Source organism: Citrobacter sp. RHBSTW-00570, from assembly GCF_013739755.1.
Lineage (GTDB): Bacteria > Pseudomonadota > Gammaproteobacteria > Enterobacterales > Enterobacteriaceae > Citrobacter > Citrobacter braakii.
In genome coordinates this window covers 4,003,124-4,026,993 of the sequence record NZ_CP056399.1, presented here as the reverse complement: position 1 = coordinate 4,026,993, position 23,870 = coordinate 4,003,124, and the positions used below count along the sequence as shown (strand labels likewise).

Here is a 23,870-nt window from a genome sequence, read left to right as displayed (position 1 = left end):
TATTTATATAACAATATTTTAATATCTCTTATAGAATCCTCTTTTCTCCTTCCTCTCTTTCACTATCTTATTGTCATTACTCGTTTTTGATATCCAATTTCATTTTTACAAAAATTTCATAAATACATTTTGCCTGTTGTTCTGGCTAAATAAAAAAATAGTTGATAGATAAAAGCTCTATAAAAATGATAAATGATAGATACTAACACTGGCTAAGTCGTGATTTTTGGCGGTTTTTTAGGTAAACGATCGCTGTGCAGACAGTGTTACAACATGATTCCCTGAGTTTGATTAATACCGGATTTTTGCATTGTGTCATTTTCTCGTCGACTTAATATAAGCCCCGAAACAGCGTAAACAACTGTGGACGGTATTTCGGATGGAATACCAATGAAGTTCAAAATACGGGGCGGCTTGAGATGGATTGTTTGCAAGGATATGCGCTACCGCCACCTGCAGATCAGGATTCCCGGACATAAATTATCTGCGGAAATAGATCTTCGGAATAACTAAAAAACAGATATAAGGTTAAGTAGTAATATGAAAATGAAAAACGTGGCTGTGGCCTGTGCGCTGATGGCGGGAATGACTTTTACTGCCTCTTCTGCTTTTGCTGCAAAAAATGTCGAACCGACTAACGGTAAAATTCACTTCACCGGTTCTCTGGTTAATTCCGCATGTGGTCTGGCACCAGAATCCAGCCCGGTACAGGTTAATTTTGGTGAGATCCCAACTTCTCAGTTAAAAGACAACCAACGTGCTGGCGTTAAGCATGCCAAAATCGTTCTGCAGGGCTGTGATACGACCGTCGCGAAAACGGCCACTGTGACCTATACCCCGGCAACGATTGATACAGACAACAACGCGCTGGCTGCATTCACCTCTGGTACTGCAAAGGGTGCGGGCATCGGTATGATTGACAGTGGCAACCAGGACGTGGAATGGGGTCAAGCCGCCTCTCAGGTCAACATTACCGATGGTGAAACCGACATTGATTTCGTCGCTTACCTGCAGGCAAACAACGCATCTGCCGCGGTAACTCCGGGTGATTTCGAATCTACTGTTAATTTCCAGATCGACTACCAGTAACGATCTGCAGCAGGCGCATTAACGCGCCTGCTTAACCCTTCCTGCGAATAACTGAAAGGAAATGCGGTGATGCCTGGATGGCGAATTTTACTGCTTTTTATCTTCATATCGCCTGCATGGGTTTTGGCTGACACCAATCGTCTTGTCAGTACGCCCGGCAAAATGCGCATGCGCGGAAATATTATTGAGGCTGCCTGTTATGTCGATCCACGCGACCGGTCGCTACTGGTTGAATTTGATGATCTCTCAGCCAGAGATATTTCCGGAAAACCAGAGAAAGTATCAGCGCATGATTTCAGCATTCATTTGTTGGGATGTTCATTAGGGGATTCTCAACACCCCGGGAATCTGTTTCAACGCGCCAATATTACCTTTTCTGGCGCACCGGATAGTGACAATCCTGATTATCTAAGCGTGCAATCGGAAACTGAAAATTTAGCGATAGAAATATATGACAGCAACGGACAGCAAATTCATCTGGGTGAGCCATCACCGGACTATGTGCTTAATCCAGGGAAAAACACGCTCAATTTTACGGCTTATTTGATCTCCCGCGACGGAAGAATGACATCTGGCGAATTTACTGCGGTCACGCATTTTGTTGTGAATTATCTCTGAGCTGCACTGCAATTCGGGTATCTGAAGGTTTGCTAACGAAAATGATCACGCTGAAAACAGATAAAAAACGTCTGGCGCTTTTTATTGCTCTGGTCTGTGCCTCTTCATGGGCTGAAGCGGATGAGGCCATTGAATTTAATACCGACGTACTGGATGCCAGCGACAGGCACAATGTCGATTTGCAGCGTTTTTCCGAAGGCAACTTTGTGACTCCCGGAGAATATCTGCTGGATGTTCGTATTAACAGCCAGGAGATTCCACAGCAGTCGATCCGTTATATCGTCGATCCTGCCAACCCGCATAAATCCATGGCATGTCTGACCCCGCAACAACTCGAATTACTGGCGCTCAAAGAAGAAGCGCTGGCCTATATTCATCCGATTAGCGCGACCTGCTATGACATTTCCCGTCTGCCGGGTGTGGCGTTGAATAATAGCGCAGGCGTACTGGACATTATCGTGCCTCAGGCGTGGATGAAATATACCGATCCAGACTGGACGCCACCGGAGCGCTGGGATAACGGCGTCGTGGGGCTGATTTTTGACTACAGCGTCTCGGGCCAGGCCACACATTATGAACAGGGCGGCGATCGTTATCGCTCTCTGTCTGGCTATGGGCAGACAGGTTTTAACCTCGGCGCGTGGCGATTTCGTGGCCAGTATCAGGCCAATTACGCTTCGGATGATAATCGCGGCCGTATCGACTGGGATCAGATCTATGCCTATCGACCGTTGCCGATGCAGGCTGCAAAACTGACGGTCGGCGAAATCTACCTGAATTCTCAGGTTTTTGATTCGGTACGTTTCACCGGGGCTAACCTCGCCAGCGACGAGCGTATGTTGCCACCGAATTTGCAGGGCTATGCGCCTGAAGTGCACGGCATCGCCCGCAGCAATGCGAAGGTTACCGTCAGTCAGCAGGGCCGTGTTATCTATCAAACCACCGTTCCTGCAGGGCCATTTAATATTCAGGATCTGCACGGTTCGGTACGCGGCACGCTGGATGTTCGCGTCGAGGAGCAGGATGGCAGCGTACACACTTTTCAGGTCAATACGGCCGATATTCCTTACCTGACGCGCCCAGGCTATGTGCGCTACAACGCCGCGGTCGGGAAGCCATCGCGTTATAACCACGACGTTCAGGGGCCTGCGTTTTATAGCGGTGATTTTTCATGGGGGGTCAGCAATGCATGGTCGCTGTACGGCGGCGCGCTGCTCACTGGCGATCGCTATAACGCCTGGTCGATGGGGATTGGGCGGGACTTGAGCTGGCTGGGGGCGCTGTCGGCTGATGCGACGCAATCCGTGAGTCGGGTAAAGCATCAGGCTGAACAAAAAGGCATGTCTTTTAAGCTCAGCTACGCCAAAACTTTTGATGAGTACAACAGCGCCATCACCTTTGCCGGTTACCGCTTCTCACAGCGTAACTTCCGCACTTTCTCGCAGTTTCTCGACGAGCAGTATGAAAATAACAACAGTGCCGGCAACGAAAAAGAGATGTACACCATCACCGGCAACAAAACCTTCTTTGCTGACGATCCACTATTAGCGACCACGCTGTACCTGACCTATACCCACCAGAACTATTGGGATCGCGGTTCCCAGGATCGTTACGGATTATCGATGGGGCACAGCTTTTCATTTGCTGGCATCCAGGGGATCAGCGCCAACGTTGCGGCTTACCGCTCTGAGTATCAGGGCAAACGAGACGACAGTCTTTCGCTTTCAATCTCGGTGCCATGGAGCGATGGCCGCTCTATGGATTACGAATTACAGAACAGCGGCAACCAGACCAGCCAGATGGTTTCGTATTCCGATAACCGCGACCGTAACAATCCGTGGCGTTTGCGCACAGGGGTTTCCGGTGAAGGGCGTACGGCGTTTGATGGCTATTACAAGCACCGCAGCATGATGGCGGAACTGGAATCTAACGTCAGCTGGCAGCAATCACGTTATTTCTCCGTTGGCGGCACGATGCGCGGCGGTTTTACCGCGACGCGTCACGGTGCGGCGCTGCACAACAGCCAGGCGTCGATGAATACCGCCAGAGTGATGGTTGATACCGACGGGGTGGCGAACGTGCCGCTGAACGGCGAACAGGCGCACTCAAACCGCTTCGGTATTGCCGTCGTACCGGACGTCGTTAGCTATCACAGCTTTGATACCCGTATCGATGTGGACGCAATGGACGAGGACATTTCCGCAACCAAAGCCATCGTGACCAACACCCTGACGGAAGGTGCGATTGGCTACCAGCATTTTGCCGTGGCGCAGGGGCAAAAAATGATGGCGCTGCTGCGCCTGAAGGATGGTTCGGTACCGCCGTTTGGCGCCGAAGTGTTTAACGCTAACGGCGTTAGCGTCGCCATGGTAATGGAAAACGGTATGGCCTGGATTGCGGGTGTGAATCCGGCTGAGCGTCTTTCCGTTGCCTGGGCTGGCCGTGCGCAGTGCCACTTACAGGTGCCACAACAAATCAACCCGGAAGGTAACGTGCTGTTGCCTTGTGAATAATTTCAATAACCTGAATGAATTTTGTCATGAATAATCAAGCTTTTTACTCCGTGCAGCGTTGGCTTAAACCCGTGGCCTGTGGCCTGCTTTTGATTGCAGAGATCAACACCTCATGGGCGGGTATTGCGCTCGACCGTACCCGCATGATCATCACTGGTGATGCGCGCTCAGTTAGTGCGAACTTAACCAATACCAGCCCGAGCATTCCGTTTCTGGCTCAGTCGTGGGTGGAAGATGCCAACGGAACAAAAATTACCTCGCCGCTAATGGTCTTACCGCCGCTGCAACGAATTAACGGCGGGCAAAAGGGAATTGCCCGCGTGACGAAAACCAGCGGGATCAACGCTCTGCCGCAGGATCGCGAGAGCTTGTTCTACCTGAACGTACGTGAAATTCCGCCTAAACCGGATAAGCCGAACGTGCTGCAACTGGCGATGCAGTCGCGCATCAAATTGTTCTACCGTCCGGCCGCCATTGTGCCGGAAACGCCAGGCGCCGTGTGGCAAAACCAACTGGTCTTTCACAAGCAGGGCCAGCGCTGGAGTGTGGATAACCCAACGCCTTACTTCGTCACCTTAATCGGCTTAAGCCGCAAGCCAGAAGCGCAGGGAGGCGGCAGATTGACTGACTTCCCCGGCGTTATGGTCTCACCAAAATCCTCTCTCGATTTCAGCGTCACAGACGGCAGCGTCAGCCAGTTCAGCATGATGTACGTGAACGATTTTGGCGGTCATCCCGAACTGAAATTCAGCTGCACAGGCAATGTATGTAAAGCATTGCCGATGGAGCAACAGCCCCGGTAACAGGAATCGTAAATGAAAAAGATGCTTTGCGCCCTGCTGATGGCGGGCATGGCCTGGCAGGTTCAGGCCACCAGCGGCCGCCAGGATATGAGCAACGTGTCCGGTGAGTATGGCAACGTCCGCTTTCACGGCCGGGTCTACGTGTCGCCGTGCGTGCTGGATATGGCCTCACGCGATCAGACCATCAATCTTGGTGATATTTCCGCCAGTCGGTTTCGCCAGGGCGGCGATCGCAGCGAACCGGTGTTGGTCACGCTGTACCTGAACGGCTGCTTAAAGGGCTCTGGTCATACCCTGAGGGATTTCCCCGGGCAGACCAGCGAAATGCCTGAGCTGGTGCACAGCACGGTGGAACGCGGCGTTTCGATGACGCTGATGGCCGAAGGCGCGCCGGAAAACAGTGACCTGGGGCGTATTCGTGGTGATGTGCGCGGCGCGGGCATTCGGCTACTGACCGAGCGTAATCAGCTGATCCATCTGAACCAACCGCAACGGATGTGGATCCTCAAACCAGGCGATAACGCCATTCACTTTCTGGCCACGCTGGAATCTTTTGGGCCAGAGGTGACTGCCGGAGAATTTAACGGCCTGGTGAGACTTAAGCTGGAGTATCTATGAGCGTATTACGCAAAGCGCTGTTGTGGGTTGCTCTGGCTGGCTGTCCACTGGCCGGGCAGGCATTTACACAGGGGGAAGGTGAGCCGGAGGGCGGGTCGCCGCATCAGTACGATATCGAATTGAGCTCGCTGGATGTCAGTAAAAACCACGTGGGCGGCAGAACGGATCCGTTTACCTGGAATCTGGGCAGTTGGTATGTGGTGAATTTCTATTGCGAGCAGGCTGACATCTCCCGGTCGCCGATTTACTACACCACCACGACTACGATGCCGCCTTCAAATCAGGGGGCGAACCGTTTTCGGCTAAATGAGTATCTGGATGTGGAAGTGCAGGTGTGGGTTGCCGGGGGCTATAAACAGTATGTTCAGGCGCCTTTTACCAACGTTTCAAACCGCAACAGCAATAACACTTGCAAAAAGCGCAAGGGCTACACGCGCGCCACTAACGTTGAAAGTGGTTCAAAAGGGAAAGTGACGTTTATTGTCACTAAACCCATTATCAACGGCATCAATATCACTTCCCAATCGCTGGTGGAGGTAGCCGGGCGCATGGGGAGCGCGGGACCTACGCCCACTACGGCGATTTCCCGTGTGGTGATTAAATCCGGGCTGATTACCGTACCGGACAAATGCACCTTCAACCGGGGAGACAAAATCAGTATTGAGTTTGGCGATCTGCCAGGATCCGCTGCCCGGCTCAATGGCACTAACTACAGCAAGTCGATCCCCATTCATGTTGTTTGTGAAGGCGGCAGCTTCGATCAGGGCGCGCTGAACATTAATCTTGGCGTGCAAACTACCACGGCGTCAGGCACGGCGGGGTTCAACGATCATCTCCTCGGCACGCTGAGCGGCGGACAAAAGCGCGACGATCTCGGCATTATGCTTAAAGACGAGAGCGGTGGCACCGTCGTGCCCAATCAATTCTATAACGTGAAAGGTTTTTACCAGAATCAGGGCGACTGGAATCTCACCGCTGCACCGGTGGCAAAGCCGGGCGTGGGAAGCGTTAAGGAAGGTGAGTTTGAAGCCTCTGCCACCGTTGTTGCGCAGTTTCAGTAGGGGGATGCCATGAGATTTTCGGCGTTATTCGCGATCGGTGTGTTACTGCTTGGCGGCATGGCGCAGGCCGACACCAAACTGGTCGGCGGCGATATGTATTTTCACGGCACTATCAGAGCGCTGGCCTGCAGCCTGGCACCTGGAGGCGACAAAATCGAGGTCGATTTCGGGCAAATCGCGACGCAGGATCTCTATCTCTCTGGGCGCAGTAAGCCGGAAAAATTCAGCATTCAGCTACGCGACTGCAACCCTGAGGTTTTTCGCGGGATCTCGGTCACTTTCAGTGGTAGTGAGGATGCTGAACTGGACGATCATCTGGCGCTGGATAGCAGTGAACAGGGTGGCGCGACTGGGATCGGTATTGGGATGAGCGAAGAGGACGGCACGGCAATTCGCCTTGATGAGAGCACGTCAGTCAAAGAGATAACTGCAGGCTCGATGACGCTAAATTTTTGGGCGTGGGTCGCAGCAGAGCCGTCGGCGATAAAAAATCAGTCTCTCGAATACGGTCCGTTCAGCGCCAGCGGGACCTGGACACTGAGCTACCAGTAGCATGATGAACGCACTGAATCGTATTGCCCCGCTGCCTGCGCAGAAATTATTGCTCGTTATTAGTCTGTTTTTCTGGTGTGGGGTAATGCATCTCTACTGGCCGAATAACGGCGGCAGCGGTCTGTCGTTGCCGCTTAATATTACGAGCTGGATTTATGCCGTTGTGCTGGCTGCAAGCGCATCAGTGCTGGTGCCTCGTCAACGCTGGCGTATCACTGTCCCCGCCACGGTTTTTTCGATGGGGGCGCTCATCCTGACGCTGCTTTGTCTGCTGACGCCTGGCGTCTGGCAGTTCGAGGCGCAGCTGGTCGCAGGGGCGCTGCTGGGAGGCGTGCTCGTCTATCTGGTGACATTGCAGATTCCGCTTGCGGCAAACACCCTGACGGTACTGCTGACTCTGCTATGGGGCGCGTGCGTCATCGAATGTCTGGCGTTTTTGTATCAGTACTGGCATTTGCCGGGTGTTGATTACTGGGAGTTTGCCTGGCGACGCGGTACGCGGCCCTACGGTATTTTTCAGCAGGTCAATCTGATGGCCAGCTTCACTGCATCTGGTGTGCTGCTGTCAGCTCCGCTCTTTTTACGGCTACGCGACGGATATCGAATTGTCATCGGGATTGCCCTGGTGATGATGGGCTTTGTGCTGCATGAATCCCAGTCGCAAACCGGCTATGTGTCTGTGGGGGTAGGTGAAGTCTTGCTGCTGGTGGTTTTCCCGGCGCAACGCCGTATGTTGTTGCTACTTCTGCTGCCGCTGGCGTTAGGCATGGTGGCGGGCACGCTCGCTCGCCATTTTTTGTCCGTTGCTACGGTCGATCACCTGACCACTTCCCAGGTGCGCTGGACGGTGCTTAAAACGTCACTGGCATTATTTGCCGAACGCCCGTGGACGGGGTGGGGCGTGGGCAGTTTTGCCGCCGTGTTTCTCGAACGCGCGGGGCCGTTAGGGCTGAGCAGCATCTCGCATCCGCACAATGAGTTGGTGCTGTGGCTGGTGGAGGGCGGCCTGGTTGGGCTGGCGGGGGCGCTGTGCTTTATTACGGGGGGGTTCTGGCTGTGGATGCACGGAAATCGCTGGCGTCGCGCTTGTCTGGTGGCGGCGCTGCCGGTGGTTATTCATATGTTGACGGAATACCCCGTCAGGCAGTCAACACCACACTGGTTACTGCTGATCCTGCTGCTTCGTTGTGCAGATAGCCCGCTAAAAGTGGCTCGCCTGACGCTTACGTCGACGTCGCTGATTCGTGCGCTGGCATTGATCTCGTTTTTAACCTTCACGCCATTGTTGCTTCTCTCACTGCACACGCAACAGCAGTTGACGCTGGCGGAGCGACAATCAGCGCAGTGGCGTCTGGCCGAGTCGCTCCCGGTAGGAGGCTGGCTCCTTGCCCCTCGCTACCGGTTTGATGTTCAGATGGGGTATCTGCAACGGTATCAGCGTTCCCGGGACGCTCGCTGGCTGGAAGCGGTTCGCCGCTGGGCGCCTGACTATGTGCGTGTTCACCCAGACCCGAATGTCTCCTTCACGCAAATCTTGCTGGCGTTACAGCAGCGCGACCTACCTGAGGCGCATCGTCTGGCGACGCGCTTTTACCTGACATACCCGAACGATCGCCGTATCCCGTGGCTGCAGGATGCACGACGTCCTTTCAATCAAAAAATGGAATGATATGAACAGATTCAGCGAACAGACCCGCCATGTGCCAGAGCTTCCCCGCAACGCCGAGCTGCTGCGGATCACCGGGATCCGTTTGCAGCGCATCCATTTTTTTGATGATGCATCGCTGGATGTCTGTGAGGTGTTAAGTCAGGTACGCACGCCGCTACCGCTCGATCTTTTTTTCAAGCACCTTTCCATCACCGCAAAACAGCAGCTATTTCTGTGGCAAATGCGGCAGGTACTGGCACTCTCAGGAAGTTATTCGCTGAATTTATCCGTCAGGATGCTGACCTGTCTGTCGTGGATTGCGCAGCTCGCCCGGCAGGCGCATCAGGGGCGGATTGTTATCGAAATTCAGGATCCGGGCACCATGATGCGACTGGAAAAGGCAGAACAGCAGGCTGTATGCATTGCCGTCAAAACCCTGGTGCGTCACGGGTTTCGCGTGTGGCTGGATGATGTTTCGCCTGAGCTATTTTTTGTCTGGCGACTGTCTGGCATCCGTTTCGATGCCATCAAAATTGAAAGCGGAATGTTTCATCAGTTCAGGACGTCGGAGTGGCAGTTGAGGGTACTGGTCAATCAATTTCGCGGGCTGGGAGAACGGGTTGTGATCGAGGGGGTGGAAACGCCGCAGGATTACGCCATTTGCCGTATGAGCGGCGCAGATGCTGTGCAGGGATTTTTGTTCGAGCAGGAAGTATTACCGAAAGGCCTGAATCATTGCTGATTCAGGCCATGGTCATTATTCGCTCAGCGTCTGTGCGATATCTTTTTGCACCTGCTGGCGCTGTTCTGGGGTCAGTACTTTGTTCAGGTCGAAATAGTATTTCACGCGGTAATAACGCGCCTGCTGTTCGATATTGCTGAAGGCGGAAAGCTGTTTTTTGACGGCGGCTTCATCCCATTTCCCGGACTTGATGACGTCAATCAACGCGCCGTCTTTAACATCCTTCACCGATATCTGGCTAACGTTGGTTTCAAGCTGCTGGTGCAGCTTTTTAATCTGCGCAACCTGGTCAGTGCTCAGTTTAAGGTGCTGAACTACCGGGTCCTGAGCTGGTGCGGGTACATTGGATACGTTTGCTGCAAGCGTGCTAAAAGAAGCGCCAGCCACGGTTGCCGCCAGCAAAGTCATGCGTACGAAGTTCTTCATTTCGGGATCCTGATAAGGGAATTATTAACATTGTCTGTCACTCGCTGGTGACGAGTGATTATCCTTTGCAGAATACGATGCCCGAAGCACGTCGCCACGCGAATTTGTTTTGCGGTTGGTTACGGAGTGAAACAATCCCGCTACGCAAAACGTTGTGCAGCGGGAAGAAGGCGATATCTACAGCGTGAACGGGTCAGCGTCCTGCCAGGCGGGGAACTTCTCGCGGTACTCGCGCAGCGCCGAGAGTGACAGTTCAGCGTCAATGCGCGTAGCCTGATGCGGCTCGGCGGTGGCAATAATCTCCCCCTGCGGATTAATCACCCGGCTGTCACCGCGATAATGATGGCCGTTACCGTCAGTACCCACGCGGTTACATCCTGCTACATAAGCCTGGTTCTCAATTGCCCGCGCGGTGAGCAGAACCTGCCAGTGTAGCGAACGCGGCGCCGGCCAGTTGGCGACATACAATGCCAGGTCGTAATCGTTGCGGTTGCGCGACCATACCGGAAAACGCAGGTCATAACAGACCAACGGCAGAATGCGCCAGCCGCGCCATTCAAAAATAACCCGCGCGTCACCCGCCTGATAATGTTGATGTTCATCCGCCATGCGGAACAGGTGGCGCTTGTCATAGAAATGGACATTATCTTCGGGTTCGACCAGCAAAAAGCGGTTTACCGGGCCACGTTCAGACAAGAGAGCGGCGCTGCCTGCTATAAGGGCGTTCGTCTGTTGCGCCTTAGTGCGCATCCAACTGACAACCTCTTCCTGCGGCAGCGATTTGCTTGCCGCTTCCATGGCAAATCCGCTGGTAAACATTTCAGGTAACACAATGACATCACGTCCGGTGACGGTTTCCAGTTGGCGGTCGAAATGGCGCAGGTTGGCCGGGCCATCCATCCAGATCAGCGGTTGTTGCAGCAGAGTAATTTTCAAACCGGGCACGATCGAGGCTCCTCATTGAACAACATTTTGACACTGTAGCATGAGCTCTAACTGAAATGTGGCAATAAAAAGCCCCGCATTAAGCGGGGCTAAACGTTGTGCGTGTGTCGTTACGCGGCTTCGACTTTACGCACCTTCTCTGGCAGCTTTACCGGCTGAGTCGCCAGCTCCTCGGGTTCAAAGTCATCCACGTTGATGCTACGCAGACGACTTGCTTCGGCTTTCACCAGAATTGCGGCTTCGTCTTTATCAATCAGCCCTTTAGCCAGCGCATTGTGCGCCAGTTCATCCAGGCGGGTAAACGGCAGGTTTTTGCCCAGCTCTTTGCAGATCCGCTGGTGGATAGGGTCGGCTGCAATCACATCCAGCAAAGCCTCTTCCAGCAAACCTACCGGGTTATGCTCGCTCGGCGTCAGGTATTGACCGCGGCCAAGGCGAGAACGGGTGGCGCTCGGAACCTGCAGAATCTTCGCGACTTTATGATCCAGCTTGTCAGACGGTGCATGGTAGTGGCGACCGGTAGGGAAGATAACCACATTCAGCAAGCCCGCGACCAGTCGGTTCGGGAAGTTTTTCAGCAGGTCGTCCATCGCCTGTTCCGCTTTGTACAACGCATCCTGAACGCCCCAGTGAACCAACGGCAGGTCTGCTTCATTACGGCCTTCATCGTCATAACGCTTCAGTACCGCGGAGGCCAGATACAGCTGACTTAATACATCGCCCAGACGCGCGGAGATACGTTCACGGCGCTTCAGGCTACCGCCCAGTACGGCCATGGAGACATCTGAAAGCAGTGCCAGGTTAGCACTCAGACGGTTCAGATGCTGGTAGTAACGTTTGGTCGCATCGCCAGTTGGCGTGCTGCTGGTTAAGCCGCGCGTCAGGCCCAACCAGAAGCTGCGCACTTTGTTACTGCCGACGTGGCCGATGTGTTTGAACAGCAGCTTGTCGAACGCATTCACATCGTTACTCTGTGCCGCAGCCATCTCTTCCAGAACGTACGGATGGCAGCGAATCGCCCCCTGACCGAAGATCATCATGCTCCGGGTCAGAATGTTGGCACCTTCAACGGTAATGGCGATAGGCGCGCCCTGATAAGCACGGGCGAGGAAGTTGCTTTCGCCAAGCATAATGCCTTTACCGCCAGTAATATCCATTGCATCGATAATTGACTGCTGTCCACGGTGGGTACAGTGATACTTCACGATGGCCGACAGCACCGCCGGTTTTTCACCCAGCATAATACCGTAGGTAATCAGCGACGCCGCTGCATCCATCACGTACGCGTTACCCGCAATACGTGCCAACGGCTCTTCAATACCTTCCATCTTACCGATAGAGATTTTGAACTGGCGACGAATGTGCGCATACGCGCCGGTTGCCATTGCGACCGATTTCACGCCGCCCGTCGAGTTAGACGGCAGAGTAATACCGCGTCCCACGGACAGACATTCCACCAGCATGCGCCAGCCCTGACCGGCCATTTTTGGGCCACCGATGATGTAATCAATCGGCACGAAGACATCTTTGCCCAGCGTCGGACCGTTCTGGAACGGCACGTTCAGCGGGAAGTGTCGACGCCCAATTTGTACGCCTGGCGTTGACGTTGGGATCAGCGCACAGGTAATGCCGAGATCTTCTTCACCACCCAGCAGTTTTTCCGGGTCGGAGAGTTTAAATGCCAGACCCAGTACGGTAGCGATAGGCGCCAGCGTGATATAACGCTTATTCCAGGTCAGGCGCATACCCAGCACCTGCTGGCCCTGCCAGTCGCCCATACAAACCACGCCGGTATCAGGGATCGCGCCTGCATCGGAACCCGCTTCCGGGCTGGTCAGAGCAAAGCAGGGGATCTCCTGACCACGTGCCAGACGCGGCAGGTAATGATTCTTCTGCTCTTCGGTGCCGTAATGCTGCAGCAGTTCGCCAGGGCCTAGGGAGTTAGGTACGCCAACGGTGATCGCCAGGATCCCGGAAACGCCGGAGAGTTTCTGCAGAACGCGAGCCTGAGCATATGCGGAGAATTCCAGCCCGCCGTACTCTTTCTTAATGATCATCGCGAAGAAGCGGTGTTCTTTCAGATACGCCCACAGTTCCGGCGGCAGATCCGCGAGTTCATGGGTGATCTGGAAGTCGTTCGCCATGCGGCAGGCTTCTTCCACCGGGCCGTCAATAAACGCTTGTTCTTCAGCTGTCAGATGCGGCTGAGGATAGTTATGCAGTTTTTTCCAGTCTGGCTTGCCCTGGAACAGGTCGCCTTCCCACCAGGTTGTACCGGCATCAATCGCCTCTTTCTCAGTGCGCGACATCGGCGGCATGACTTTACGGAAACCGCGGAACACTGGCGCAGAGATCATGGATTTGCGCATTGGCGTAAAGTTAAACGGTACGAGGAGAATGGCCAGAGGAACCAGCAGCCAGATTGACCACAGGCCAACCACGCCAAGCGCAGCTGTCCAGGCGAGCAAAATTAAGCTGCTGAGGAATAAGCTCACGCGGTGATAAAACAGAACGCTGAGCAGAACAACCGTAGCGATAATACTCAAAATCATCATAACGAAAAGCTCCCTTGCTTGTAGGAGGTCTGACCACTTGTGATGATATGGTTGTAGTGGATGTAAATTCTTTTAGCAATATGTTTACAAAATAATTACAACAAAGCTCACATTGTTGCTGTTTTAACCGGCACAAAAAATCAAAAGCCGCAGCCATTCCTGTGGCTTGTACTTCTCGCTGGTAGCGCTATCCGGTACACTGCATCTTGTCATTTACATTCATGCTGAAGGATATCCTCATGTACCAGGATCTTATTCGTAACGAACTGAGCGAAGCGGCGGAAACGCTGGCTAATTTTCTTAAAGATGACGCCAATATTCACGCCATTCAGCGCGCGGCGGTCCTGTTGGCAGACAGCTTTAAAGCTGGCGGTAAGGTACTTTCTTGCGGTAACGGCGGTTCCCATTGCGACGCGATGCACTTCGCCGAAGAGCTGACCGGACGTTATCGCGAAAACCGCCCAGGCTACCCGGCGATCGCTATCTCTGATGTCAGCCATATCTCCTGCGTCAGCAACGATTTCGGTTACGATTATGTCTTCTCCCGCTACGTTGAAGCCGTGGGCCGCGAAGGCGATGTCCTGTTAGGCATCTCTACTTCAGGGAATTCCGCTAACGTGATTAAAGCGATTGCCGCAGCGCGCGAGAAAGGGATGAAAGTCATCACCCTGACTGGTAAAGATGGCGGCAAAATGGCGGGCAGTGCGGATATCGAAATTCGCGTACCACACTTTGGCTATGCTGACCGCATTCAGGAAATTCATATCAAAGTGATCCATATCCTGATCCAGTTGATCGAAAAAGAGATGGTGAAGTAAGAAGGCTATTTTATTTGCCATTTTGAATCCGGGCAGTGCCCGAAATCCTCACGTACTACGTGTACGCTCCGGTTTCTGCGCGCTGTCCGAATCTAAACTGGCTGCAACAATTACGCCTTCCCGCTTAAAGGCGTTTGTGGAGGTGATGTATGTGCGAACTGCTCGGGATGAGCGCCAATGTGCCAACCGATATCTGCTTTAGCTTCACCGGGCTGGTTCAGCGCGGCGGAGGTACCGGGCCGCACAAAGACGGCTGGGGTATTACGTTTTATGAAGGTAAGGGTTGCCGTACGTTTAAAGATCCGCAACCCAGCTTTAATTCGCCTATCGCCAAACTGGTACAAGACTATCCCATCAAATCCTGTTCCGTGATTGCCCATATTCGTCAGGCGAATCGTGGCGAAGTGGCATTGGAAAACACCCATCCATTTACGCGTGAACTGTGGGGACGTAACTGGACGTACGCTCATAATGGACAGCTCAGCGGCTATAAATCGCTGGAAACCGGTAATTTCCGTCCGGTCGGGGAAACCGACAGCGAAAAAGCTTTCTGCTGGCTGCTCCACAAGCTGACTGAACGGTATCCGCGTACGCCTGGCAATATGACGGCAGTGTTTAAATATATCGCGATGCTGGCAGGAGAATTGCGTGAGAAGGGCGTCTTCAACATGCTGTTGTCTGACGGGCGTTATGTAATGGCTTTCTGCTCGACCAACCTGTTTTGGATCACCCGTCGTGCGCCGTTTGGCGTGGCGACACTGCTGGATCAGGATGTGGAAATCGATTTTAGCTCAGAGACCACACCCAATGATGTGGTCACCGTGATTGCCACTCAGCCGCTAACCGGCAATGAAACCTGGCAAAAGATTATGCCAGGCGAGTGGGCGTTATTTTGTCTCGGGGAGCGTATAGTTTGATGCCAGCTGCGGCTGAACCACTTCGTGACTCAACGGCTTGCTGATAACGTAACGGCCATCGACGACGGAAACGGTCGGTGGCTTACGCGTTTGTTCAAAGTAATCGTAGCCCGGCTTTAGCTGCGCCCAGAATTCTTTGTAATACGAGAACTTATGGCGCTGCATGTTGGCATCGGTCATGCGGAATGGATAAATGCTAACCTGCACGCTGGACTGCCCAAACACCAGTGCGCCGGTGACAAACTGGAAAATCTCATCAATGCCGTTGTCGGTCATTGCGTAGCAGCCGACGGAAACGCAGGCGCCGTGGATCATCAGGTATTTACCTTCATAACCGTGTGCGCGGTCGTAGGCGTTAGGGAAACCAATGTTAATCGCTTTATAAAAGCGGCTATCCGGTTTCAGCTGTCCGCGCTGTACGCTGTAAAACCCTTCCGGGCTTTTGAAATCGCCCTGACGCTGTTTCGGACCTAAGCCGCCGGAATAATTGCAGATCTTATAGCTGTCGAGCAATTGATACTGTTCGCCCATCTTGACGTACAGATCCAGCGTTCGCTCTTCTTTGAAGATCTGGATATAGACGGGGGAGCCCATTAATTGCTGCTTATATTCTTTGCTGACAGGCGTAGTCGGGCTGCTGCTGCTCAGCAAACCGGCAAATGAAACGCACGGCAATAAAAGCATCGCAAGAAAAAATGCGATTTTACGCATACTGCTTATTCCTTGATAAAACGATTACACACGCCAGGACGGCTAAAAGAGTTCCCAAATCGGATAAATCTGGATCTGGAGCGCTCACATTATCACCCAGAGAGTTTTTCGCAAGTCTCTCGTGCGGCGTTTACACTTTAGATTTTCTTTATACGGAAAATTGTGCTTAAAGGCAGTCAGACACTGACGTATTTTGTGGGTTAGCGCACGTCATTAAGTCTTCTGAGTGCAGAATTCCTAATATATTGAATTTAAAAAATTAATAATTTAATAATCGAATATTAAAATGGAATGCCCGGCAATAGCGGTAGACTGCGGCGAACGTGTTTGATTAGGTAGTGTTGTTTTCATGTCTTTTGTCTCTGCGCCCCGACGCTTTTTGCCGGGTCTGCTGTCTTTGTGTGTTGTGTTGTCCTCGCCGTCTGTCGCCAAAGTTCAGCCCCTCTTATCTGACGCCCATTTAAGCTATGCGGCGCAATTACGCATGCGTAACCGCGCCCGGCTGCTGAAGCAGTACCACGCGCAGGTAAAAAAGCAGGCAAGTTATGTGGTGGAAGGTAATGCGCAAAGTAAAAGCGCGCTGCGCCAGCAAAACAGGACGCTGATTAAACAGCACCCGGAGTGGTTCCCGGGGCCACTAAAAGCGAGCGATCAACGCTGGCAGGAGCTGGCTGAGAATGACCATTTTCTCAGTAGCGATCATCTGCACAACATAACCGAAGTGGCAATCCACCGTCTTGAGCAGCAGTTAGGTAAACCCTATTTGTGGGGCGGGACCAGCCCGGAACAAGGCTTTGACTGTAGCGGGCTGATCTTTTATGCCTACAACAAAATTCTGGCAGCAAAATTGCCACGTACGGCGAATGAAATGTATCACTATCGGCGGGCGACCATCGTCGCTAATCGCGACCTTCGTCGTGGTGATTTATTGTTCTTTCATATTCACAGTCGGGATATTGCCGATCATATGGGCGTCTATTTGGGGCAGGGACAATTTATTGAATCGCCGCGTACGGGAGAAACGATTCGGGTGAGCAATTTATCCGATGACTTCTGGCAGGATCATTATCTCGGCGCTCGTCGTATTCTGACGGAAAATACCATTCTGTAATCAAAAAGGCGGTGCGAATGGCACCGCCTCGTCAGGGGTTAACTCAACGCCCCCATAATCTTTAATTCCAGCTCATCCGGAACTTCGTTATATGACAACACCTGTAAGCCTGGTGCAAACAGGCGCGCATAGCGCGCAAGCAGAGGACGTAGCTGCGGTGCGACCAGCAGTACCGGCTCTTTACCCGCGGCTTTCATCTGTTCTTTAATCTGCGGCATATTGGTCTGGAACTGATTCAGCATATTAGGATCGACCGGTACGCTATCGAGCACCACTTTGCCGCTTTGCTGAGCCTGATTCACTACATTAGCCAGCAGATTCTCCAGCTCATTATTCAGCGTGTAGACCGCCAGCTCATCTTTGCGCACAAACGGATGGGTAATGCTGCGACGGAGCGCCAGACGCACATCTGCCGTCAACAGAATATGATCTTTAGTGACGGCGCTACTGGCGACCAGTACGGTGGCAATGGTAACGATATCGCGCAGCGGCACGCCTTCGACCAGCAGCGCCCGATAAACCTTCAAGAGCTGGCTGTAATTCAGCGCCGCGCTCAGATCTTCCGCCAGACGGGGGGCCATCGTAGAGAGGCGGTTATGCAGTTGGGTAATATCATCGTAGTTAAACAGGTCGGGAATAAAGTTGCGAATGACCTTATTCACATGCGTCGCAATGATGCTGGCACTATCAATGACCTGATACCCCATATTTAGCGCTTTGGCTTTTTGCGCCGGGACAATCCACGTCACCGGCATACCGTAGGCCGGATCGTGGCCTAAAACACCATCGATCTCGCCATACGTTTCACTGGAGGGCAGCGCCATCAGCTTATCTGAGGGAATATCGGCCTCATCAGCCTTGATCCCATTGATAAAAATGGCGTACTGGGTCGGTTTTAGACGGAAGTTTTCGCGGATGCGAATTTCCGGGAGCAGCACGCCGTTAGTGTCTGAGATAACCTGCCGTACACCGCGAATACGTTGGGTGAGCGGATTCCCTTTGGATTTGTCTACCAGCGATACCAGCTTGTACCCCAGGCTCAGGCTGATTGGCTCGATCAAAGGGATAGTTTCCCAACTGACCTGTTGCTCGGTGGTTTCAACGATGGTTTTGGTCAGCGTCTCAAGATTTTTCTCTTCAGTTTCAGCCACCTTCGGGCGCTTGCTCATACGCCAGGCGGTGAACCCCATCAGGGCGCTGAACACCAGGAACGGGAAGTGCGGCATTCCCGGTACCACCGCCAGTACAAACATAATGCTGGTGGCGGTATAGAGTACGGAGGGGCTGGCCAGCAGTTGGCTACGCACGTCTGTGGCGATATCACCGCTGTCGCTCACGCGAGTAACGATAATCGCCGCCGCCGTCGACAGCAGCAGAGACGGGATCTGGGCGACCAGACCGTCGCCGATGGTCATCAGTACGTATTGCTGGAAGGCGGCTTCGGCGCTTAAATCGTATTTGAAAATACCGATACAGACGCCGCCTATCAGGTTGATGGCCAAGATCATCATCCCGGCGATGGCATCACCGCGCACGAACTTCGACGCACCGTCCATTGCGCCATAGAAATCCGCTTCGCCCGCCACATCTTTACGTCGTGCCTGCGCCTGGGCCTGATTAATCAGGCCTGCGTTCAGATCGGCGTCGATCGCCATCTGCTTTCCGGGCATGGCGTCCAGCGTAAAGCGGGCCGAAACCTCGGAGATACGCTCGGCACCCTTGGTAACCACGATAAAGTTGATGATCATCAGGATGATGAACACCACAAAACCGACGACAAAGTTACCGCCGATCACCACCTGACCAAAGGACTCAATCACCTTACCGGCAGCGCCTGCGCCCATATGGCCGTGCAGTAACACCACGCGCGTTGATGCTACGTTCAGCGTCAAGCGCATTAAGGTGGTGATCAGCAAAATGGTCGGGAACAGGCTGAATTCGAGCGGGCGTTTCGCGGAAACGGCCACCAACAGCACCATCACCGCCAGCACGATGTTAAAGGTGAACAGAATATCCAGCACGGCCGGTGGTAATGGCAGGATCACCATCGCCAGGATAGACAGTATGACCAGCGGAATGCCGATGTTACCGTTACGCAGCAGCGCGAGGAATTGTTTAGTTGTTTTCGGCATCCAGTTTAAGAACCTCTTTTGGAATGGAAATATGTCTGTTCAGCGAAGGGCGTGATTGTGAACCGTCACGCCAGTGCTTCATTTGCAGTACATAGGTCAGGACGTGTGCTATCGCCCGATAAAGTTGAAATGGGATCTGTTGATTGACCTGGGTGGTGTAATAAACGGAGCGCGCCAGCTTAGGAAATTCAACAATCTCAATATTGCTCTCCGCCGCCACCTGACGGATATACAGCGCGATTTCATCGGTGCCTTTGGCGACAACGAAGGGCGCGGCGGCGCGCGACTGGTCATACTGTAGCGCCACGGCATAGTGGGTTGGGTTGGTGATCACCACATCGGCTTTTGGCACCACCTTGCGAATTTGCCCCATCGCCATTTGCCGTTGCAGGCGACGGATCCTGGCCCGTACCTCCGGCTTACCTTCCTGATTTTTATACTCTTCCTTCACTTCCTGTTTGGTCATCTTCAACCCTTTGGTGAACATTTTTTTCGCCAGAGGAACATCAATCAGAGCGAAAAAAATAAACAGGATGACAAAGTTGCGCATGATGCTGCTGTACAGCGCCAGGCCATCGCTGACGGCCTGCTTGAAATACAGCTCCTGCAGTCCCAGGAAGGCGGCAACATTATTGCGCACGCTAATCCACAGCATCACCAGCAGTACCATCGCTTTGAGCGTCATCTTGCCGGTGTCCACCAGATGGTCGGTGGAAAACAGACGGCCAATCCCTTTGAGCGGGCTTAATTTGCTAAAGTCCGGCAAAATTTTCTTCGGCAGGAACAGCCAGCCTCCGGGAATCAGCGAGGCAAACAGCGCGGCAACCGGCATGGGTAACAGCGTCAGGATGAACTTGGCTAAAATCAGCAGATGGTGCTCAAGGAACTGGCCGATAATGTCCGGATCATTAATGTTCTGCGCATACTGATGCACACTGATAAAGCTTTCGCGGACAAAATCTTCATACCAGGGGAAGCTGCTGGAGATCACCATAAACGCGGCAAACAGACTGGCGGCAAGCCCCATATCTTTTGAGCGCGGAATTTGCCCCTCTTGCCTGGCTTTGCGAAGTTTTTGCGCCGAGGGTTTTTCTGTTTTTTCTTCGCTGCTGCTATCCGCCATAGTGCCCCTTGAGCGCGTCAAGTTGCTGCAAAACGAAATTTGCCAGGTGCAAATAGTGGTCGGGCAGGTTGTAAAGCAGAGTCGCAAAGCAGACAAGACCCGCCAGCATGTTGATCGGAAAACCTAACGAGTACAGGTTGAGCGGAGGCGCAATGCGGTTCAACAGGCCAAAGCAGCCCTGGACAATCAACATGATAAAGGTTGTCGGTAGCGCCAGCAGGGTGGCCGCGGCAAACACCCAGCCCAGCCCCAAGGAAATGGTGCGCAAAGATTGTGGATGCAGCGCATTACCAATCGGCCAGTAAGTAAAGCCTTTGAATAAAATGCTCACCAGCAGCAAATGCCCATCCATCGCAAAGAACAGGATCACCGCGTAGATGTTGATCATCTCCGCCAGTACCGTCGTTGATGCGCCGCTGCTGGGGTCATTCATCACCGCCATGCTCATCCCCATATTGAAAGAGAGGATCTGGCCCGCCAGCTGCAGCGCTAAAAATAAAAACTGCAGCATCAGGCCGAAAAGCATGCCCCACAGAAACTGCTCTGCGGTCAAAATAATGCTGTTGATCGACAGCAGGCTGTCAGGAACCGGATGGGGAATAAGCGGCGTAATGATAAAGGCCAGCTCCAGGGACAAAATTATGCGTATTCGCACCGTGAGCGCCGCGTTATCCAGTACCGGCGCGTAGTGAATAAACGCCATAATGCGCACGAATGGAAACCACATGCCCAGTATCAGGTTACTTAATTGTGTAACGTCTGTTTCGCGCATGTCAGTGCACCAGAATGGCGGCCTGAGTGAACAGATGCACGCAGAGATCGCTTAACTGGACGATCATCCATTTTCCGCTAATGCCCAAAACTGCGAGGGTAACGATAAGCCTGGGCAAAAAGCTGAGCGTTTGTTCGTTAATCTGCGTAACGGCCTGAAAAATGCTGACCAGCATCCCCACCAGCAGGCTGGGAACGACCAACACGCAGACTAAAATGATCACGACTTTTATGCCGCTGGCGACGATATCTGCGGCTACATCAATGGTTAACATATCCGATCTCCGTTAGCCCAGTCCCAGACCGCGAATACTGGAGGTCAGCGTACCGACGGTCAGCGCCCAGCCGTCAATAAGCACAAACAGCATCAGCTTAAAGGGGAGGGAAACGATCAGCGGTGACAGCATCATCATCCCCATCGCCATCAGCACGCTGGCGACGATCAGGTCGATCACCAGGAACGGGATGTAAATCATGAAGCCTATCTGGAAGGCGGTTTTAAGTTCGCTCAGCACATACGCCGGGACGATAATGGAGAGATCCTGATCGGCTGCATTACCTTTGGCGTTGGCGATCGTCATGATCTGCGCAATCGCTTTTTTGTTGGTCTGCGCCAGCATAAAGCGCTTCAGGGGCGAGGCGGCAGTGCTCAGGGCATCAGGGAGTGTGATTTGATCGTTTTCAAAAGGCACAACCGCGTGGTCGTAAATGTTGATCCAGACCGGACGCATCACCAGCATGGTTAACGACAGCGCAATGCCTATCAGTATGCGGTTGGGTGGCGTTTGCTGTAGCCCCAACGCCTGGCGCAGCAGGGAGAGAACAATAATAAAACGCGTAAAGCAGGTCATCATCAGCACCAGGGTTGGCAGAATGCCCACCAGGGTCATCAGGATCAGGACCTGGATTTTTACGCTGTATTCCTGGCTATTACCGTGTGAAATCACATTCAGCAACGGGATATCTCCCCCTTGCGCGCAGGCAAAGGGAGAAAGGATGAGTAATGAGATACCCAGTATGAGCGTGAGGGTTGGTGCGCGTTTCATGGTGCCAGGTCGTTGATTTCATGCGTGTTGAATTCAAGGACGCGCAGGCCATATTTTTCATTGACCACCACCACTTCAGCCTTGCCCAGCAGGATGTTATTAACCTTAATATCCAGCGGTTCACCGGCAAGCTTGTCCATCTCAATGACGGTGTCGTCATCAATGTTCAGCAGATCGGACAGCATCACTTCCACGGATGACACTTCCAGCGTTAGCGTGACCGGAATACGTTTGAGTAATGACATCGACTCGGAAAAGCGGTCTTCTAAACGCGCCACCAACGTTTCTGTTGCCGACGGTGCCGTTGGCGTGGTTGTTTCGGGCGCTAACTCGAAACCTTGCTCTAAAATATCTTCTGGCTTACTCATAGGATTTCTCCGTCTTGCTCGTTAATTCGGATAAAAACAGTTTGTCTTTGTCCTCTACGATCAGGGCATTAAATAATTCGGATTTCCCAATATAAACAGGGAAAGTTTCAGGCATTGCGATAGGTAAAATATCCCCGGGTTTAATTGTCGTCAGGTCGGCGACATTGAGGGGAATTTCTGCAATCTTGACGTTCATGGTCAGCGGCAGCGTATGAATGATTTCTTTAATCAGCGTTTTTTTACGCATCTCAACGTTGGCTTTATCAACCTGCTTTTTCTTCTCGCCGTGCTCGCTACGGCGGATTAAATTCAGAATGTAATCGGTATGGGAATCGTCCAGTAAGATGCGGAAACTGCAATTCTCCTCATCACCTAAAACAAAAGTGAGCTGATAAGCCCAATGTGTTTGTACGGTACTGCTGTCAGGTTTAAGCGTCAGCGGAATGCCTGATATATTTTTATTAAAAATGATATTGCTAATATCCAGCGCCAGCCTGCTTCTCAGCCGGGTTTCCGTCTTGGTTGGTAAATCATCTTCTGAATTTTCGTCTGCAAGCGATGAAGTCAGGCCATAAAAGTTACCTAATAACATTAACAATAACGCGCGATCGATATCAAAAGCCAAATGTCCAACCTGCGAGACTAATAACTCAGCGCTTTTATTGATAACGTCCATCTCACATTGTATTTTTCTGAGTGTTATATTTGTGCGATGTTTTTTCAGAAAATAGTTTCCGAGATGTGATTCAATTGTATCAAAATTACCCGTAAACATAGTCGGCAGACGATGATAAGGACGCCCAAGCCGGTTGCCTTCAAGTTTAAAGATTCCGGGCGTTTGACTATATTTCAGCATGGTACGCTTTCTCAGCTGTAATTTCTGGGGCGGATGAGTTGATATCAAATCCCGCGGTTATAAAAGAAAATACTACTCCATTTAATTTATGGTTCATCCTTGACGCTTTCTCATATTGTTGAAGTCCATTAGATATGAAATGCAGTACCTACTCTCGTCTCTGATGTAGGGCTGGACATTAGATATTTTACCTCTCTCCTCTGCAAGTTATTAATGGTGTCAGGTTATAATTAAAAAATAATTAATTACGTATACGTGATGCTCCCCGCTAATCCTCTTACCTTGGTAAGGCACGTCTTGCGTGCCTTGGTTTTATACCTCCACATTCATAACTTGTTGTTTTTTATGGGATAATAATTTTATTATCTTTTAATTTAAGATTGTTAAAGGCACCGGTGTTACTATTTTTTTTAGGAAAAACCCTATTTTGAAATAATCTTCGATAGG

At 52.3% G+C, this 23,870-nt stretch carries 23 protein-coding genes; 12 read left to right on the top strand and 11 right to left on the bottom strand.

Annotation, left to right across the window (positions count from 1 at the left end; all coding sequences use genetic code 11):
- Nucleotides 1–540: 540 nt before the first annotated feature.
- The 9 genes from HV237_RS19195 to HV237_RS19155 all read left to right on the top strand — a co-directional run bounded on the left by HV237_RS19195 (nt 541) and on the right by HV237_RS19155 (nt 9,644).
- Nucleotides 541–1,089: a fimbrial protein gene (locus HV237_RS19195; protein ID WP_016155749.1), complete on the top strand. Its 549-nt coding sequence runs from the start codon at nt 541–543 to the stop codon at nt 1,087–1,089.
- Between the two features lie 69 nt (nt 1,090–1,158).
- A complete protein-coding gene (locus HV237_RS19190) occupies nt 1,159–1,707 on the top strand; it encodes a fimbrial protein (protein WP_019076063.1) in 549 nt (182 codons plus the stop codon).
- A gap of 41 nt (nt 1,708–1,748) precedes the next feature.
- Nucleotides 1,749–4,220 (top strand): fimbria/pilus outer membrane usher protein, encoded by a 2,472-nt coding sequence (locus HV237_RS19185; RefSeq protein ID WP_047357612.1) that lies wholly within the window; start codon nt 1,749–1,751, stop codon nt 4,218–4,220.
- A 26-nt stretch (nt 4,221–4,246) separates the two neighbouring features.
- A complete protein-coding gene (locus HV237_RS19180; RefSeq protein WP_046275745.1) occupies nt 4,247–5,023 on the top strand; it encodes a fimbria/pilus periplasmic chaperone in 777 nt (258 codons plus the stop codon).
- A gap of 12 nt (nt 5,024–5,035) precedes the next feature.
- Nucleotides 5,036–5,641, top strand: coding sequence for a fimbrial protein (locus HV237_RS19175; protein WP_047357613.1), 606 nt, complete (start codon nt 5,036–5,038; stop codon nt 5,639–5,641).
- Nucleotides 5,638–6,702: a fimbrial protein gene (locus tag HV237_RS19170; protein WP_016155754.1), complete on the top strand. Its 1,065-nt coding sequence runs from the start codon at nt 5,638–5,640 to the stop codon at nt 6,700–6,702. The genes HV237_RS19175 and HV237_RS19170 overlap by 4 nt, the downstream gene beginning before the upstream one ends.
- A gap of 9 nt (nt 6,703–6,711) precedes the next feature.
- A complete protein-coding gene (locus HV237_RS19165; RefSeq protein ID WP_047357614.1) occupies nt 6,712–7,254 on the top strand; it encodes a fimbrial protein in 543 nt (180 codons plus the stop codon).
- 1 nt (nt 7,255) lies between these two features.
- Nucleotides 7,256–8,923, top strand: coding sequence for an O-antigen ligase family protein (locus HV237_RS19160; RefSeq protein WP_047357615.1), 1,668 nt, complete (start codon nt 7,256–7,258; stop codon nt 8,921–8,923).
- Between the two features lies 1 nt (nt 8,924).
- Nucleotides 8,925–9,644, top strand: a complete 720-nt coding sequence (locus HV237_RS19155; RefSeq protein ID WP_047357616.1) for an EAL domain-containing protein — start codon at nt 8,925–8,927, stop codon at nt 9,642–9,644.
- 15 nt (nt 9,645–9,659) lie between these two features.
- Here the strand turns inward: HV237_RS19155 and HV237_RS19150 are convergent, their stop codons facing one another.
- From HV237_RS19150 to fadE, 3 genes are all read right to left on the bottom strand, one after another.
- The gene (locus HV237_RS19150) at nt 9,660–10,070 is read right to left on the bottom strand and encodes a Spy/CpxP family protein refolding chaperone (RefSeq protein WP_016155758.1); all 411 of its coding nucleotides are present in this window, start codon (nt 10,068–10,070) and stop codon (nt 9,660–9,662) included.
- A gap of 177 nt (nt 10,071–10,247) precedes the next feature.
- Nucleotides 10,248–11,015 carry an amidohydrolase gene (locus HV237_RS19145; RefSeq protein WP_047357617.1) on the bottom strand — a complete coding sequence of 256 codons (768 nt, stop codon included), beginning with the start codon at nt 11,013–11,015 and terminating at the stop codon, nt 10,248–10,250.
- Nucleotides 11,016–11,125: 110 nt separating this feature from the next.
- Nucleotides 11,126–13,570: an acyl-CoA dehydrogenase FadE gene (fadE, locus tag HV237_RS19140; RefSeq protein ID WP_047357618.1), complete on the bottom strand. Its 2,445-nt coding sequence runs from the start codon at nt 13,568–13,570 to the stop codon at nt 11,126–11,128.
- 239 nt (nt 13,571–13,809) lie between these two features.
- Between fadE and lpcA the strand changes: the two genes are divergently transcribed.
- Nucleotides 13,810–14,388 (top strand): D-sedoheptulose 7-phosphate isomerase, encoded by a 579-nt coding sequence (gene lpcA, locus HV237_RS19135; protein ID WP_016155760.1) that lies wholly within the window; start codon nt 13,810–13,812, stop codon nt 14,386–14,388.
- Nucleotides 14,389–14,537: 149 nt separating this feature from the next.
- On the top strand, nt 14,538–15,305 hold the full coding sequence (locus HV237_RS19130) for a class II glutamine amidotransferase (protein ID WP_016151816.1): 768 nt from the start codon (nt 14,538–14,540) through the stop codon (nt 15,303–15,305).
- Here the strand turns inward: HV237_RS19130 and dpaA are convergent.
- Nucleotides 15,276–16,016, bottom strand: a complete 741-nt coding sequence (gene dpaA / locus HV237_RS19125; protein WP_016151817.1) for a peptidoglycan meso-diaminopimelic acid protein amidase — start codon at nt 16,014–16,016, stop codon at nt 15,276–15,278. The genes HV237_RS19130 and dpaA overlap by 30 nt on opposite strands.
- A 349-nt stretch (nt 16,017–16,365) precedes the next feature.
- On the opposite strand from dpaA, the gene HV237_RS19120 reads away from it, so the two are divergent.
- Complete coding sequence (locus HV237_RS19120) at nt 16,366–17,127, top strand: C40 family peptidase (protein ID WP_016155761.1); 762 nt, start codon at nt 16,366–16,368, stop codon at nt 17,125–17,127.
- 38 nt (nt 17,128–17,165) lie between these two features.
- Here the strand turns inward: HV237_RS19120 and HV237_RS19115 are convergent, their stop codons facing one another.
- The 7 genes from HV237_RS19115 to HV237_RS19085 are packed head-to-tail and all read right to left on the bottom strand — an operon-like array spanning nt 17,166 to nt 23,423.
- Nucleotides 17,166–19,259, bottom strand: a complete 2,094-nt coding sequence (locus HV237_RS19115; protein WP_047357619.1) for a flagellar biosynthesis protein FlhA — start codon at nt 19,257–19,259, stop codon at nt 17,166–17,168.
- Nucleotides 19,243–20,382 carry a flagellar biosynthesis protein FlhB gene (gene flhB, locus HV237_RS19110; RefSeq protein WP_047357620.1) on the bottom strand — a complete coding sequence of 380 codons (1,140 nt, stop codon included), beginning with the start codon at nt 20,380–20,382 and terminating at the stop codon, nt 19,243–19,245. The genes HV237_RS19115 and flhB overlap by 17 nt, the downstream gene beginning before the upstream one ends.
- Nucleotides 20,372–21,154: a flagellar biosynthetic protein FliR gene (locus tag HV237_RS19105; protein WP_047357621.1), complete on the bottom strand. Its 783-nt coding sequence runs from the start codon at nt 21,152–21,154 to the stop codon at nt 20,372–20,374. Before HV237_RS19105 ends, flhB begins: the two co-directional genes overlap by 11 nt.
- A 1-nt stretch (nt 21,155) precedes the next feature.
- Entirely contained in the window at nt 21,156–21,428 is a 273-nt protein-coding gene (locus HV237_RS19100; RefSeq protein WP_016151822.1) for a flagellar biosynthetic protein FliQ, read from the bottom strand.
- Nucleotides 21,429–21,440: 12 nt separating this feature from the next.
- On the bottom strand, nt 21,441–22,199 hold the full coding sequence (gene fliP / locus HV237_RS19095) for a flagellar type III secretion system pore protein FliP (protein WP_016151823.1): 759 nt from the start codon (nt 22,197–22,199) through the stop codon (nt 21,441–21,443).
- The gene (locus tag HV237_RS19090) at nt 22,196–22,567 is read right to left on the bottom strand and encodes a FliM/FliN family flagellar motor switch protein (RefSeq protein WP_016151824.1); all 372 of its coding nucleotides are present in this window, start codon (nt 22,565–22,567) and stop codon (nt 22,196–22,198) included. Before HV237_RS19090 ends, fliP begins: the two co-directional genes overlap by 4 nt.
- Nucleotides 22,560–23,423, bottom strand: coding sequence for a FliM/FliN family flagellar motor switch protein (locus HV237_RS19085; protein ID WP_019076071.1), 864 nt, complete (start codon nt 23,421–23,423; stop codon nt 22,560–22,562). The genes HV237_RS19090 and HV237_RS19085 overlap by 8 nt, the downstream gene beginning before the upstream one ends.
- Between the last annotated feature and the right edge of the window lie 447 nt (nt 23,424–23,870).